The 13,012-nt window shown below is 61.7% G+C and carries 14 protein-coding genes and 1 pseudogene; 8 read left to right on the top strand and 7 right to left on the bottom strand.

The window, feature by feature from the left end:
- Positions 1-5 precede the first annotated feature (5 nt).
- Entirely contained in the window at positions 6-572 is a 567-nt protein-coding gene (locus BFP95_RS05635) for a YceI family protein (RefSeq protein WP_371914448.1), read from the top strand.
- Here BFP95_RS05635 and BFP95_RS05630 read toward each other — a convergent pair.
- Positions 569-1,459: a DMT family transporter gene (locus BFP95_RS05630; protein WP_065880646.1), complete on the bottom strand. Its 891-nt coding sequence runs from the start codon at positions 1,457-1,459 to the stop codon at positions 569-571. The genes BFP95_RS05635 and BFP95_RS05630 overlap by 4 nt on opposite strands.
- A gap of 90 nt (positions 1,460-1,549) precedes the next feature.
- On the opposite strand from BFP95_RS05630, the gene BFP95_RS05625 reads away from it, so the two are divergent.
- Positions 1,550-2,875 carry an aminotransferase-like domain-containing protein gene (locus tag BFP95_RS05625; protein WP_065909518.1) on the top strand — a complete coding sequence of 442 codons (1,326 nt, stop codon included), beginning with the start codon at positions 1,550-1,552 and terminating at the stop codon, positions 2,873-2,875.
- Between the two features lie 28 nt (positions 2,876-2,903).
- On the opposite strand, the gene BFP95_RS05620 is transcribed toward BFP95_RS05625, so the two are convergent.
- Positions 2,904-3,335 carry a nuclear transport factor 2 family protein gene (locus BFP95_RS05620; RefSeq protein ID WP_065909516.1) on the bottom strand — a complete coding sequence of 144 codons (432 nt, stop codon included), beginning with the start codon at positions 3,333-3,335 and terminating at the stop codon, positions 2,904-2,906.
- Between the two features lie 218 nt (positions 3,336-3,553).
- Between BFP95_RS05620 and BFP95_RS05615 the strand changes: the two genes are divergently transcribed.
- The 4 genes and pseudogenes from BFP95_RS05615 to BFP95_RS05600 all read left to right on the top strand — a co-directional run.
- Positions 3,554-4,651 carry an SMP-30/gluconolactonase/LRE family protein gene (locus BFP95_RS05615; protein WP_065872877.1) on the top strand — a complete coding sequence of 366 codons (1,098 nt, stop codon included), beginning with the start codon at positions 3,554-3,556 and terminating at the stop codon, positions 4,649-4,651.
- 96 nt (positions 4,652-4,747) lie between these two features.
- Complete coding sequence (locus tag BFP95_RS05610) at positions 4,748-4,966, top strand: DUF6434 domain-containing protein (RefSeq protein WP_065872878.1); 219 nt, start codon at positions 4,748-4,750, stop codon at positions 4,964-4,966.
- A complete protein-coding gene (locus BFP95_RS05605; protein ID WP_010210112.1) occupies positions 4,963-5,433 on the top strand; it encodes a RidA family protein in 471 nt (156 codons plus the stop codon). Before BFP95_RS05610 ends, BFP95_RS05605 begins: the two co-directional genes overlap by 4 nt.
- A gap of 62 nt (positions 5,434-5,495) precedes the next feature.
- A pseudogene (locus BFP95_RS05600) lies at positions 5,496-5,783 on the top strand (CPBP family intramembrane glutamic endopeptidase); the annotation flags it as partial.
- A gap of 128 nt (positions 5,784-5,911) precedes the next feature.
- On the opposite strand, the gene BFP95_RS05595 reads toward BFP95_RS05600, so the two are convergent.
- Together BFP95_RS05595 and BFP95_RS05590 are read right to left on the bottom strand one after the other, a co-directional pair.
- Positions 5,912-7,621 carry an amidase gene (locus BFP95_RS05595; protein ID WP_083224201.1) on the bottom strand — a complete coding sequence of 570 codons (1,710 nt, stop codon included), beginning with the start codon at positions 7,619-7,621 and terminating at the stop codon, positions 5,912-5,914.
- Between the two features lie 54 nt (positions 7,622-7,675).
- On the bottom strand, positions 7,676-8,464 hold the full coding sequence (locus BFP95_RS05590) for a helix-turn-helix domain-containing protein (protein WP_065909511.1): 789 nt from the start codon (positions 8,462-8,464) through the stop codon (positions 7,676-7,678).
- Between the two features lie 83 nt (positions 8,465-8,547).
- On the opposite strand from BFP95_RS05590, the gene BFP95_RS05585 reads away from it, so the two are divergent.
- Together BFP95_RS05585 and BFP95_RS05580 are read left to right on the top strand one after the other, a co-directional pair.
- Positions 8,548-8,853, top strand: a complete 306-nt coding sequence (locus tag BFP95_RS05585) for a DUF2834 domain-containing protein (protein WP_065872881.1) — start codon at positions 8,548-8,550, stop codon at positions 8,851-8,853.
- Positions 8,846-9,286: an MAPEG family protein gene (locus tag BFP95_RS05580; RefSeq protein ID WP_065880638.1), complete on the top strand. Its 441-nt coding sequence runs from the start codon at positions 8,846-8,848 to the stop codon at positions 9,284-9,286. The genes BFP95_RS05585 and BFP95_RS05580 overlap by 8 nt, the downstream gene beginning before the upstream one ends.
- Here BFP95_RS05580 and BFP95_RS05575 read toward each other — a convergent pair.
- The 3 genes from BFP95_RS05575 to BFP95_RS05565 all read right to left on the bottom strand — a co-directional run bounded on the left by BFP95_RS05575 (position 9,283) and on the right by BFP95_RS05565 (position 12,999).
- The gene (locus BFP95_RS05575) at positions 9,283-10,443 is read right to left on the bottom strand and encodes a GGDEF domain-containing protein (protein WP_065909510.1); all 1,161 of its coding nucleotides are present in this window, start codon (positions 10,441-10,443) and stop codon (positions 9,283-9,285) included. The genes BFP95_RS05580 and BFP95_RS05575 overlap by 4 nt on opposite strands.
- A 92-nt stretch (positions 10,444-10,535) precedes the next feature.
- Entirely contained in the window at positions 10,536-11,666 is a 1,131-nt protein-coding gene (locus BFP95_RS05570) for a sensor histidine kinase (RefSeq protein WP_065909507.1), read from the bottom strand.
- 121 nt (positions 11,667-11,787) lie between these two features.
- On the bottom strand, positions 11,788-12,999 hold the full coding sequence (locus BFP95_RS05565) for an MFS transporter (RefSeq protein ID WP_065880636.1): 1,212 nt from the start codon (positions 12,997-12,999) through the stop codon (positions 11,788-11,790).
- Between the last annotated feature and the right edge of the window lie 13 nt (positions 13,000-13,012).

Genomic DNA, 13,012 nt, shown 5'->3' with positions numbered 1-13,012 from the left:
GCTGCATGAAACGTCGAATGCCCCCGGTCGCCATACTGGTCCTGACCCTTGCTTTCTGTTCCAGCGCCCAGGCGGTGGAGTACAACGACGTCAACCGCACCGCCAGCCAGATCAGTTTTACCTATAAACAGTTGGGGCAGCGGGTGTACGGCACCTTCAGTGAGTTCGAAGGCACCTTGACGTTCGATACGCAAAAGCCGGAAGCCGGGCATGCATTGCTCAAGATCCAGCTTGCCAGCATCGACGCCGGTAGCCCGGACGCGAATGACGAGCTGCAGCGTGCGTCGTGGTTTGACACCGCGACCTATCCAGTGGGCGTTTACGAATCCACCGGCGTCGCGGTCCTGGGAGATAACCGCTTCAAGATCAGCGGCAACTTGACCATCAAAGGCACCACACGCCCGGTGGACGTCGACGTGGTGCTCAAGGAGCAAAGCGGTATCGGCGTGTTCGACGGCGAATTCATCCTCAAGCGCGGCGATTTCAAGATCGGCGAGGGCGAGTGGGCCGGCAACAGCGTGGTGTCGAATGACATCAACATCAAGTTCAAGATGGTCGCGCCGCAGCGTTAACGGGCGAACTTCTTCGCGCCCGCCACGCAGCCGATCACCGCGACCGTCACCAGCACCATGCCCAGGCTGACCTGCTCATGCAGCAAGCCCGCCGCCAATGCCAGGCCGAAAAACGGTTGCAGCAACTGCAACTGGCCGACGGCGGCAATGCCCCCCTGAGCCAGGCCGCGGTACCAAAACACAAAGCCGATCAACATACTGAACAACGCCACATAACCCAGGCTCAGCCAGGCCGACAGGCTAATGCCGCGCAAGCTTGGCGGTGCCAGGAGCAGGCTCAAGGGCACCACCACCGGCATCGCCACCACCAACGCCCAGCAGATCACCTGCCAGCCGCCCAGGCTGCGCGACAAGGTGGCGCCCTCGGCGTAACCCAGGCCGCAGACCAACACTGCCAGCAACATCAGCAAATCGCCGGCGGGTGCGGCGGTCAAACCCTGGGCGACGGCATAACCCATCACCAATACGCTGCCCAGGATCGAGAACAACCAGAACACTGGACGCGGGCGCTCACCACCGCGCAGTACGCCAAACACCGCGGTCGCGAGGGGGAGCAGGCCGATAAACACGATGGAGTGGGCCGAGGTCACGTACTGCAGCGCCAGTGCGGTCAGCAGGGGAAAGCCGATCACCACGCCAAGGGCAACGATCGCCAGGGGGACCCATTGGTGGCGCGCGGGGCGTTTCGCCTTGAACCACCACAGCAGGCACAACCCCAGGCTGGCGGCGATGGCGGCACGGATCATGGTGAGGAACACCGGGTCGAACTCCATCACGGCAAGCCGTGTGGCGGGTAAGGAACCGCTGAAAATCACCACGCCAATAAAGCCATTGATCCAGCCTTGGGTGCGGGTATCCAGGGTGCTGATGGGGGATGTGCGTTCCATGAGGAGGCGCCCGAATAATGAGGGGTTGCGTTCAGGTCATCCTAGGGGCGAGCATTAAGACAATCAAAAAATTGTCATGGATACATCCCTATGCCGCGCGCCCGCTACAAGTCGCTGGTCGACACCTTTGCCGAGAGCATCCGTTCGGGGAAAATGCCGCCGGGTACGCGCCTGCCGACGCACCGGCAACTGGCCGCCGATCATGGCCTGGCGCTGGTGACCGCGAGCCGGGTTTATACCGAGCTGGAAGCCATGGGGCTGGTCAGCGGCGAAACCGGACGCGGCACGTTTGTACGCGAGATCTCGCTGCCGCCAGGGCAGGGCAGTGGGCAGATGACGGTTGCGGCGGGCATGCTCGACCTCAATTTCAACTACCCCTCATTGCCGGGCCAGGCTGACCTGTTGCGCACGGCGTTGCGTCAGTTGGCGCTGTCCGGCGACCTTGAGGCCCTGTTGCGTTACCAGCCTCACGCAGGGCGTTTGCATGAGCGAGCTGCCGTCGCACGGCATTTACTGAACCGAGGGCTGACGGTAGAGGCCGACCAGGTGCTGCTGGTCAGCGGCGCCCAGCACGGCTTGGCGGTGACGATGATGGCGTTGCTCAAGCCGGGGGACGTGGTCGCGGTGGATGCGTTGACCTATTCGGGGTTCAAGGTGCTGGCCGAGACCCTGCACCTGGAAGTTGTCGCGATCCCGGTCACGCCCGCCGGCACAGACCTGAGCGCCTTGCAAAACCTGTGTCGCAAACGTCCGGTGCGGGCCGTGTACAGCATGCCGACCCTGCACAATCCCCTTGGCTGGGTCATGGACAGGGACCAGCGTGAGCAGTTGGTTTCCATCGCCCGGCAGCACAATCTAATGATCATTGAGGACGCGGCCTACGCGTTCCTGGTCGAAAACGCACCGCCACCCGTGGCGACCCTGGCGCCGGAGCGCACGGTGTATGTGGGCGGGCTCTCAAAAAGTGTCGCGACCGGTTTGCGCGTGGGGTATGTTGCGGCGCCAAATGACTGGGTTAAAGCACTCGAGCGCACCATCATGGCCACCACCTGGAACGTGCCCGGCGTCATGAGCGCCATTGCCGTGGCGTGGATCGAAGATGGCACGGTGGCGCAACTGGAAGCGCAAAAACGCCAGGACGCCCAGGCCCGGCAAGCCTTGGCGGCGCAGGTGTTGAAAGGGCTGGCCTACACCAGCCATCCCTCATCGTATTTTTTGTGGTTACCCCTGCCCGAGGACGCACGCGCTGACCAGATCGCCATGGCCCTGCAGTGCGACAATATCTCGGTATCCACCGCCGAACCGTTTGCCGTCACGGCTTATGTGCCGCACGCGCTGCGCCTGGCGCTGGGTTCGGTGGACATGGCGGCGCTGCGCGAGGCATTGCTGACAGTGCGCAAGGTGGTGGAGTGGTGAGCCGGCGCACGCGGCTCACCGCTGGCCATCAGTACTTGTAAGCCTGGCGCCCGATCAGCAGCCACTTGCCTTTCTGCTTCTGCCAAACCTGGAAATTGTCGATGTCGGTGGGCATTTCAACGCCACTGTTTACGGCCAGCGCGTGGAAGTGGTTGCGCACCAGGGCGGTGTCGCCTTGCAGGGTGACGGTCTGGTTCTGCATTTCCAGGGTCTTGAAGGCGCTGGTGTGGGTTTCCAGGTCGGCGATGAATTGCGCTTTGTTCTGCACCTTGCCGCTGGAATGGCCGTAGGTGAGTTTGTCGGACGTCAGCGCATCAAGCTGCTTGAGGTCCAGGTGCAGCATGGCTTGGGTCAGTTGGTCGACCGCTTGGGCCACCTCCTTTTCCGCAGGGGCAGGCGCTGCGGCGACATAGCCGGTAAACAGGCAGAGAAAACCGATCAGTACTTTGATTTTTTGCATGTGGGGTTCCTTATTGTTGTTGGGGTAGCGGACAACACGTTACTGTTTGTGTTGTCGTACAACATTGCTCTATCCACGCTTATTTTGAAAACTAAATTTTTGATTATTTACAGAGTTCCTGCATTGCATGGGGCTTGAGGTTTCATTGTTCTTGTACGATGTCCCATCACTGATTAAGAATGGTGTCCCGTCTAACAATAAAATAACGGAGACACACGATGAATCTTCCCCCTCTGCCTGCGCGGACTGACCACAGTCGCCGCGTCTTCCTCAAGCGTTCCTTGGCGGTTTCCGCATCGGTCGCGGTGCTGGGCAACCTGCCTCACCTGGCAGAAGCCGCCGAGCCGTTGAGCCAGCGTTATCCAGACCCACTGATCAAAGTGCTCGATGACAGTTTCCTGGAGTTGCGTCTGTTCAACGCCAGTGTCGAACGGCTGGCGACAGGTTTGCGCTGGGCCGAGGGGCCGGTGTGGGTCGGCGATGGCCGCTACTTGCTGGTCAGCGATATTCCCAATAACCGTATCGTGCGCTGGGACGAAGTGACCGACAGCCTGTCGGTCTACCGCGAAAACGCTAATTTCTCCAACGGCATGTGCCGCGATCGCCAGGGCCGCTTGTTGGTGTGCGAAGGTTCGACGACCACCCGCGAGGGCCGGCGAATTACCCGCACCGAACACAACGGCAGCATCACCGTGCTGGCCGACAGCTTTGACGGCAAACCTTTCAATTCGCCCAACGATATCGTGTGCAAGCGAGATGGCTCAGTGTGGTTCAGTGACCCGCCGTTCCAAACCGGCAACAACTACGAAGGGCACAAGATCACGCCCACCCAACCCCATGGCGTCTATCGCATCGATGGCGAAAGCGGCACGGTCACGCGAGTGATCGACGACCTCAACGGGCCCAATGGCCTGTGTTTTTCACCTGATGAACAAGTCTTGTACGTAGTGGAAGGTCGGGCCAAACCCAACCGGTTGATCTGGGCCATCGATGTCAAGGACGACGGCACGCTCGGCGCCCGTCGCAAGCACATCGAAGGTTTCGACTACGCAGCGCTGGACGGCATCAAGTGTGACGAGAGCGGCAACCTGTGGTGCGGTTGGGGCGGCAATGGTGACCCCAAGGCCGACCTGGAAAAACTCGATGGTGTGCGTGTGTTCAATCCACAAGGCAAGGCCATCGGGCATATCTCTTTGCCCGAGCGCTGCCCCAACCTGTGTTTTGGCGGCCGCGAAGGCAACCGCCTGTTCATGGCCGGCAGCCATTCGATCTACGCGTTGTTCGTCAATACGCGGGACGCCGGCTTCGGCAGCTAACGTGTAAAAAAAACACGATGGGCGTCGGTTGGCAGGCGTTCATCGTGGCATTTGGCGCTATGCTGCTGGCTCCTGAGGCATCAGAGCGTCAAGCAAATGGACTTCAATTGGCACAGCGACTCCATCACCCGCAGCACCCCCGTGACCCCACACTACAAAAATACTCAAAACGTACGCCGCTTCATGCTTGAGCACTGCGGTCCGGGGTTCAAATTCGATCGTCCCTTTATGGCCTGGATTCGCAACGACCAGCCCAAGACCCTGGGCGACGTGGTGGATGAGTGGCTGCGCCGAAACGAGGATTCACGCCCATGACACCCGATGAGAAATACCAGGCCGCCCAGCAACGCCTTGGCTATCAGCTGGACGAATTCAAAATCGGCGGCAACTACACGCCGTTGGTTCGCGACGGCAACCACCTCTACATCAGTGGCCAGATCCCCCGCGTCGGCGATGCGATCGTGCTGCCGGGCAAGGTTGGGGCAAGCCTGACCGTGGCCCAGGCGCAAATCGCCGCCGGTATCAGTGCCTTGCGTTGCTTGGGGTTGCTCAAGCAGGCGTTGGGTTCGCTGGACCAGGTCAGGGCGATCCCGCGCATCACCGTGTACGTGCGCAGTGCCGAGGATTTTGATCAGCAGAGTGAAGTGGCCAACGGCGCGTCGGATTTGTTGCACGAAATTCTGGGTGCCGCCGGGGCGCACACGCGTACGTCGGTGGGGGTGATGCAGTTGCCGAAGTCGGCGGCGGTGGAGGTCGATATGATTGCGGTGGCACACGGTTGAGCGACCGATGATTAACCAGGGAATGGCGGTACTGATTAACTACGGCACGTATCTGGCGCCGGGCCTACGGCGCCAATGCATTGGAAGAAGTGTTGTTTCGCGGTTATTTGCAGGGTTATCTGGAACAGCATGTCGCGCCCTTACGCGCCGCACTGGCCAGCGGCGTGGCGTTTGCGGCTTGCCATGCGTTCCTGGCACTGAGCGTCACCCAGTTGGGCTGGCCGGTGTTGTTGTTCACGCTGGTCGAAGGGTTGGCCTGTGCGCTGGTGCGCATGCGCTACGGGGTGTTGGCGGCGACGCTGACCCATGGCACGGCAATCCTGCTGGTTGCCGTGCCTCAGATGGCTTGATGTGAAATGCAGGCGAAAATGTGGGAGCTGGCTTGCCTGCGAAAGCGGTGGATCAGTCGGCATATCTGTGACTGAAAGACCGCCATCGCAGGCAAGCCAGCTCCCACATTTTGATTGCGTTGAGTCAGTTACATCGGCGCCAACGGCGGTGTGCGCGTTGGAATCTGGCGCTTGCTGCCCGTCGCTTCATACGCCGAGGCAAACCGCAGCAGCGCCGAATCATCATAGGCGCGCCCGGCGAATGTCAGCCCTATCGGCATGCCGATATCCGCCATTACGCCCATCGGCACGGTAACGGTCGGCACGCCCAGGTGGCGGATGGCGAGGTTGCCGTTAGCCACCCAGACGCCGTTGCTCCAGGCGATATCGGCTGAGGCTTCGTTCACGTCGGCATCCGCCGGGCCCACGTCGGCCACGGTGGGGAACAGCACGGCGTCGAGGCCGAGCTTGTCCATCCAGGCTTCCAAGTCGATCCTCCGGGTTTGCTCCAATCCGCGCAGGCCGTCGGGGACGGTACTGATCTGGTCCCATGGGGTGATGCCACGCTCGGCCATGCGCACGTATTCGTCCATGCCGGCGGCCAAGTCGTCCTCACGGTTGGGCAGGGTGCCCGGGTCGTGGGGGAAGATCTTTGGCCCGTCCACATCCGCCAAGCGGTTGAGCGCCGGGTCGTTGTTGGCGCGCAGGAAGTCGTCAAACGCCCAGGCTGACAGTTCCCACAGTTCATCGTGGAGGAATTCCTTGGACACCAGCCCCCGGGTGAACACGGTGGGTGCGCCAGGGCGGTCGCCTTCGCAGTTGGACACGAGCGGGAAATCCACATCAATCACTTCCGCGCCGGCCGCTGTCAGCGCCTGGCGCGCGTCTTGCCACAGGTCGATCACGCTGGCGCGGGTGTTGATTTTCTGCCCGGTCGGGCCACCGATCCCGGGTTTTTCGCTGGTGCCGGCGTCGGGGTCGGCGTTGATGTACATGCGCGGCACGCCAAAGCGTTTGCCCGCCAGGGATTCGGCAGGCGCCGCCAATTCAGCGTAGGAAGCAGGGCGTACCGAGGTGACGCTCGGGATCGGCACCCACGGCTGCAGGCGCCACAGGTCGCCACGGGTGTCCGGGTCTTCGGCGACCACCACGTCGAGCACTTCCAGCAGGTCGGCCATGGTGCGGGCGTAGGGCACCACCACGTCCATGGTCGGCGTGAGCGGCCAGTTGCCGCGCACCGAAATCACCCCGCGGGACGGGGTGTAGGCGCACAGGCCATTGTTGGACGCCGGGCCGCGCCCGCTCGACCAGGTTTCTTCTGCCAGGCCAAAGGCCGCAAAGCTCGCCGCCGTCGCGGTGCCAGCGCCGTTGGACGAGCCGGAGGCGAACGGCGCGGTCAGGTAATCGGCGTTATACGGGCTTTCTGCGCGGCCATACACGCCACGTTGCATCCCGCCATTGGCCATCGGCGGCATATTGGTCTTGCCCAGGCAGATGGCACCGCCGGCGCGCAGACGCTCGATGGTGAACGCATCACGTTGCGCGACCAGCTTGGCAAACGCCGGGCTGCCGGATGCCGCAGTCAGGCCCTTGACCAGGTAGCTGTCTTTGGCGGTGTAAGGAATGCCGTCCAAGGGCCCCAAGGTTTCGCCTTTGGCCCGGCGTGCATCGGACGCCTCGGCTTCTTTCAGCGCTTCGGGGTTGCGCACCACCACGGCGTTCAAGGCGGTGGCGGTCTGCGGACCGTCATAGGCATCGATTCGCGCCAGGTATGCCTGGACCAGTTCAACGGCCGTGGTCTGGCCGGACTCAAGCGCCGCGCGCAATTGGGCAATGGAGACTTCAGTAACTTGCATCACGTTTTTTTCGCCGCCTTCAAATGGGGGTATGGCGGCAGTCTACGTACAGATATTTCACAAAACCAGCGCCGCATAATCCGCATAGGCGCCGCGCATCACCTGCCACGTCGCCTCGTCAGCGGGAATCAGGTGTTCGATGCGCAGGGAGGTGAGGGTGATGTCCTGGGGCATGCCGAAGGTGGTGAAGGTGGACAAAAAGCTCAGCTCGCCCTGGGTTGAGCGCAGGCGGGTCAGCACCAGCGGTGGCAGGTGCGCGGGCAGTTCAGCGTTGGTCGGGGTTGGCAGGCTCGCCAGTAGCGCGGCCAGTTCCGGATTGCCCAGCGCCTCGCGAGTGGCACGCTGCCAGGCCAGGGTGCGGATCTCATCGGCATTGAGCATATGATCGCCGAGGCCGCCGGCTTGGAGCAGGGTGGTCAGCAGGTTCAAACCTTCAGCCGCATCGGGCGGGATACCCACCAATGCCAACAACACGCCGGTACTGGCATTCGCTGCGAGTACTTGCCACTGGCTGTCCAACAGGATCGCAGGCGCTGGGTTGTTGGCGTGCAGTACATGGCTGACCGCTTCGCGAATCGCGGCCATGGCGGGCGAGGCGAGCGGAGTGGCGGTATAGCGCGGGGCGAATCCGGCCGCAAGGAAGACGCGGTTGCACTGGTCCAACGGTGCCTCCAGCGCCGTCAGCAGGTTATGCAAGGTGACGGGGCTCGGCTTGGCGCGGCCGGTTTCGAGGCAACTGAGGTGGCGCTGGGAAACGCCGGTGATGAGCGCCAGGTCGAGTTGGCTCAGCTTGGCCTGTCGGCGTAATTGGCGCAGTTGTTCGCCGGCAGTTGAAGGGGCGTCCATGGCGTGGTCATGACCTCCGAGGTCATTGCGAAGGGCTGAACCTTATCACTAACTTAGGCCTTCATCATTCCAAGGATGCGACCATGAGACGACCCTCTATTGCCCTGGCGAGCTTGCTGGGATTTTCGTTGTACACCCTGGCGACGATGCTGACGGCGGAGCAGTCGCTGCTGGCATTTGGGCTGGAACTGATGTCGCGGCCGGACACGGCGCAGGTGGTGATAGACCTGTACTTGATGGCGGTGCTGGCGTGCGTATGGATGTACCGGGATGCGCGGCGGCGAGGACGGTCGATGGCTTCGGTGGTGCCGTACTGGGTGCTCACGGCGGTGTTTGTGTCGGTGGGGCCGTTGCTGTATCTCGTGGTGAACGGGTACCGAGATGAATGAGCTTTTGCAGGTCTACGCGCTGTGTGTGCTGGTGCTGTGCCTGAAGATGTTTGCGATTTCCTGCTATCAGGGCTTTTTTCGGATACGGGGTTTCGCATTTACCAATCGTGAGGATGCGGCGTTCTTCAATCGGGCAGTGCATTCAGAGGAGGTGCCGCAAGTCGCCAGGGCGGCCAAGGCCTGGGCGAATGACTTGGAGAACATTCCAATATTTTTCGTGTTGGGGGGACTTTGCATCGGGCTGGGAGCTACCGGCACTCTGACTGCAGGGCTGTTTGTGTGTTTTACCCTTGCCCGGGTCGCACACACGCTGATGTATCTGGCTGGCTGCCAGCCTTGGCGCACACTCGCGTATGGACTGGGCTGCATTTGCTTGTTCGGGCTGGGCGTCACGCTGAGCGCCAGATTGATGGACTTTCCCATTCACGTTTAGGATGCAGCTCCCGTTCTATCCACCAACCGGATGCTATCCCGCCCGCCACGCTTGGATTCATACAAGGTGCTGTCACCTTGCTCAATCAGCGCCGCGAGGCTGGGGGGTGGCTGGTCGAACAGGTTGGCGCCGATGCTCAGGGTCACGGGTGCAGGCGTCATGAAGGTCTGCGAGGCCAGGTGATGAAACTGTTCGCGCAGGCTGCTGCCCAGTTCGACAATCTGCTCAGTCGAGGCCGGATTCAACAGGATCACGAACTCATCCCCACCCAAACGCGCAGCCAGCGCGCCCTGAGGCATCGCGCCACGAATCAATTCGCTCAAGGCGATCAACAAGCGGTCGCCGGCGGTGTGGCCATGAAGGTCGTTGACCAATTTGAAATTGTCGATATCGATCAGCAGTAAGGCGCCGGGTTGTGCGGGCGATACCTGGGCCAGCAAGCGCGGCGCGCGCAGGTCGAGGGCGCGGCGGTTGTACAGGGCGGTCAGTGGGTCACGGGCGGCGAGGCGGGCGATCTGTTGTTCGCGGCGGTAGCGCTCGGAGCCGGTCATCGACAATGCAATCAACATGATCGCCATGGCGCCTTCCACCAGGGAAATCTGGATGATCTCGCCCTTGAATGCGGCGAGGTCGATCAAGGTGCCCGGGATCAGCACCGATAACGCCTTGGCCACATAGAACGCGCCATGGATCAGCAGCACGTAGCGCAATTGCACCGCGCCGATGCTCAAGGATTTGCCATGGGGCCGCAGCAAAAAGCTGGCGCGCAGCGTCGGCAACGCCACCAACAGTGACTGCACCGCCAGCATGGCTTTGGACCATGACGGGTCCACCGGCAGCATCAGCATGCCCAGCCAGGTCAACAACATCAGCAGCCACAGCGGCGACAGGCGGGTTTGAGTAAATCGCGCCACCCCAAGTAAAAACAGGAAGTGTGCGGTCACCAGCAAGCCATTGGCGAACCAGATGCCGATTATCATAAAGCCATTGATGCGCAGCAGGGCGAGCGTGGAGCCAAGGCCGATAGTGGCGAAACCGGCGCTCCAGCACAGCAGCGACGGTTCGCGCACGCTGCGCCATTCAACGGCCAGGTACAGGGCGGCAGCGGCTGCCAGGGCAACGGAAAGTGCCAAAATCGTAGGAGGGTCGAGCGTCATGTTGCCGGGCCGCCTGGGGTGCGTTTGAAAGCGCGATTGTAAGCGTTTCCGACGCGTTTTCGGAGCCTTGCTGGCGAGTAGCTATCAGTGTGTCAAGCTGCAACCAGCGGCACCGTCACCCGAAACTCCGTACCCCACTGCGACGTTGACGTGACCTCGATCGAACCGTCATGGGCCGCCACGATCTCGGACGCGATGAAAAGCCCCAGCCCGAGGCCTTCTGCAGGGCCATGCTCAATCACCGAGCGCTGCGAAAAACGCCCCATGGGATTGAAAATGAACGGCAACACATCCTCTGGAATCGGCGCGCCTTGATTGTGAACGGTGAACACCAGGCTGCCCTCTGAAACCGCGAGCCGTACCGTGATCGGCAGGCGAGCATCGCCGTGCTGCACCGCATTACTGATGATATTGGAGAACACCTGCTCCATGCGCGCGCCGTCGAACGCCCCAAGCGCGGGCGCTGTGGTTTCATATTTGAGTTGCGCGTGGGGGTGAAACGAGCGCATTTCTTCGACGATGCGTTCGCAAATGGGGGCCAAGTCAACGTCCACCCGTTTCACGGGGATGCCGGGGCCCATCTGGCACCGGGTCAAATCCAGCAGGTCGCCGACAATCTGGCTCGCCCGTTGAACACTGGTGTAAATCTGCCCGGCGACTTTGTTGCCGCGTTCCCCGAGCTCTTCCGAACGCCGAAGTATGTCGGCGCCTAGCAGAATGGCGCCCAAGGGCGTGCGCAAATCATGGCCGAGGATACCCAGGAACACATTGCGCGAGGCTTCTACCGCCCGTGAGTAACTGGCAATGGACTCCGTGAGGGCTTGATCGATGGCTTCATGAAAGCGGTTCATGTCATCGATATCCAGCGGCGTGCCGTGTTTGACCTGCTGGAGCCACTGGCTGAGCACGCTGGTGCGCAGCGCGCGGTATTCAGACACCATCTGATCAATCGAGAAACCCGCCATCAAGCGTGTCACGGCATGGGTTTCGGCGGGGGTTTCGTCTTCGTCCTGCGGTGCGAGGCCCTGGGCCTTGTCGATTTGCTCCTGCGCGGTCTGCGTGTTGCGCAGGTCCACGGCAATGGCTCGCAGCATCTGCTCGGCATGATCACGCAGGTCTACACGGTCGAGATCAGCCCCAGGCGTCTGGATAGTGCGGGCAAAGTCCTCCCAGGCCTGAAGGATCGGCTCGAGGTTCTCAATAATGAAATCTGCCAGACGCATACGGGTGTTTCCTTGGTAGGGAGGCAAGCGTGAACGCACAGGAAGCCGCCAAACAAGGATTTAAACATGGATTGGCCTGTTCAGCTTGCGCAGGCGTTCGTGCCTGCGCATGCCGTAGACGTCAAACGCCTTTGGTTGACGGTAACAATATCGTCAGGATGCCGACTAACGGCAGGAACGAGCAGATTTTGTAGACGTATTCGATGCCGTGGCTATCGGCAAGCAACCCCAGCAACGCTGCACCAATCCCGCTGAAGCCGAACATCAGGCCGAAGAATATCCCGGCGATCATGCCCACATTGCCCGGCACCAGTTCCTGGGCAAACACCACGATGGCCGAGAACGCCGAGGCGAGCACAAAACCGATCACCACGCTCAGCACCGCCGTCCAGTACAGGTCGACGTAGGGCAGCGCGAGGGTGAACGGCGCGGCGCCGAGGATGGAGAACCAGATGACCTTCTTGCGGCCGATCTTGTCGCCAATCGGGCCGCCCGCGAAGGTACCGACGGCAACCGCACCGAGGAACAGGAACAGGTACATCTGCGAGCTGGCGACGGACAGCTGGAATTTTTCAATCAGGTAAAAGGTGAAGTAGCTGGTCAGGCTGGTCATGTAGAAGTACTTGGAAAACACCAGCGCAGCCAGCACCACCAAGGCAAAGGTCACGCGGCCTTTGGACAAGCCATGGGTGGCTTGGCCGCCTTGCTTGAGCTTGAACAGGTTGAGGTGGTTACGGTACCAGCGGCTTAAACCGTAGAGCACCAGGATCGCGAACACCGCAAACAGCCCGAACCAGGCGATATGGCCCTGGCCGTAGGGAATGATGATTGCCGCCGCGAGCAACGGGCCCAAGGCGCTGCCGGTGTTGCCGCCGACCTGGAACGTCGACTGCGCCAGGCCGTAGCGCCCGCCGGAGGCCAGGCGTGCGACGCGCGAGGTTTCCGGGTGGAAGGTCGACGAGCCGACACCGACCAAACCGGCTGCGAGCAGGATGGCCGGGAAGCTGCCGACAAACGCCAGCATCAGGATGCCGATCAGGGTGCACACCATGCCCGCTGGCAGCAGCCACGGTTTAGGGTGACGGTCGGTGTGGTAGCCGATCCACGGCTGCAGCAACGAGGCAGTCAGCTGGAAGGTCAGGGTGATCAGGCCCACTTGGGTAAACGACAGGCCGTAGTTGGCCTTGAGCATCGGGTAGATCGACGGCAGCACGGCCTGGATCAGGTCATTGATCAAATGCGCCAGGGCGCAGGCGCCAAGGACGCGCATGACCAAGGGGCTGGCCTGGGGCGCAGTGGTTGCAGCGGCGGGTGACGCAGTGAGGGTCGACATGCAGGCATTCCAT

The sequence above is a fragment of the Pseudomonas sp. 58 R 12 genome (assembly GCF_900005865.1).
In the GTDB taxonomy this organism is placed as follows: Bacteria; Pseudomonadota; Gammaproteobacteria; order Pseudomonadales; family Pseudomonadaceae; genus Aquipseudomonas; species Aquipseudomonas tritici.
Note: the sequence above shows the minus strand (reverse complement) of the source record. Positions and strands in the feature narration are given on the sequence as shown.

Coding starts and splice junctions, on each gene's coding strand:
- BFP95_RS05635 (WP_371914448.1), top strand. CDS start 6: ATGAAACGTCGAATGCCCCCGGTCGCCATACTGGTCCTGACCCTTGCT.
- BFP95_RS05630 (WP_065880646.1), bottom strand. CDS start 1,459: ATGGAACGCACATCCCCCATCAGCACCCTGGATACCCGCACCCAAGGC.
- BFP95_RS05625 (WP_065909518.1), top strand. CDS start 1,550: ATGCCGCGCGCCCGCTACAAGTCGCTGGTCGACACCTTTGCCGAGAGC.
- BFP95_RS05620 (WP_065909516.1), bottom strand. CDS start 3,335: ATGCAAAAAATCAAAGTACTGATCGGTTTTCTCTGCCTGTTTACCGGC.
- BFP95_RS05615 (WP_065872877.1), top strand. CDS start 3,554: ATGAATCTTCCCCCTCTGCCTGCGCGGACTGACCACAGTCGCCGCGTC.
- BFP95_RS05610 (WP_065872878.1), top strand. CDS start 4,748: ATGGACTTCAATTGGCACAGCGACTCCATCACCCGCAGCACCCCCGTG.
- BFP95_RS05605 (WP_010210112.1), top strand. CDS start 4,963: ATGACACCCGATGAGAAATACCAGGCCGCCCAGCAACGCCTTGGCTAT.
- BFP95_RS05590 (WP_065909511.1), bottom strand. CDS start 8,464: ATGGACGCCCCTTCAACTGCCGGCGAACAACTGCGCCAATTACGCCGA.
- BFP95_RS05585 (WP_065872881.1), top strand. CDS start 8,548: ATGAGACGACCCTCTATTGCCCTGGCGAGCTTGCTGGGATTTTCGTTG.
- BFP95_RS05580 (WP_065880638.1), top strand. CDS start 8,846: ATGAATGAGCTTTTGCAGGTCTACGCGCTGTGTGTGCTGGTGCTGTGC.
- BFP95_RS05575 (WP_065909510.1), bottom strand. CDS start 10,443: ATGACGCTCGACCCTCCTACGATTTTGGCACTTTCCGTTGCCCTGGCA.
- BFP95_RS05570 (WP_065909507.1), bottom strand. CDS start 11,666: ATGCGTCTGGCAGATTTCATTATTGAGAACCTCGAGCCGATCCTTCAG.
- BFP95_RS05565 (WP_065880636.1), bottom strand. CDS start 12,999: ATGTCGACCCTCACTGCGTCACCCGCCGCTGCAACCACTGCGCCCCAG.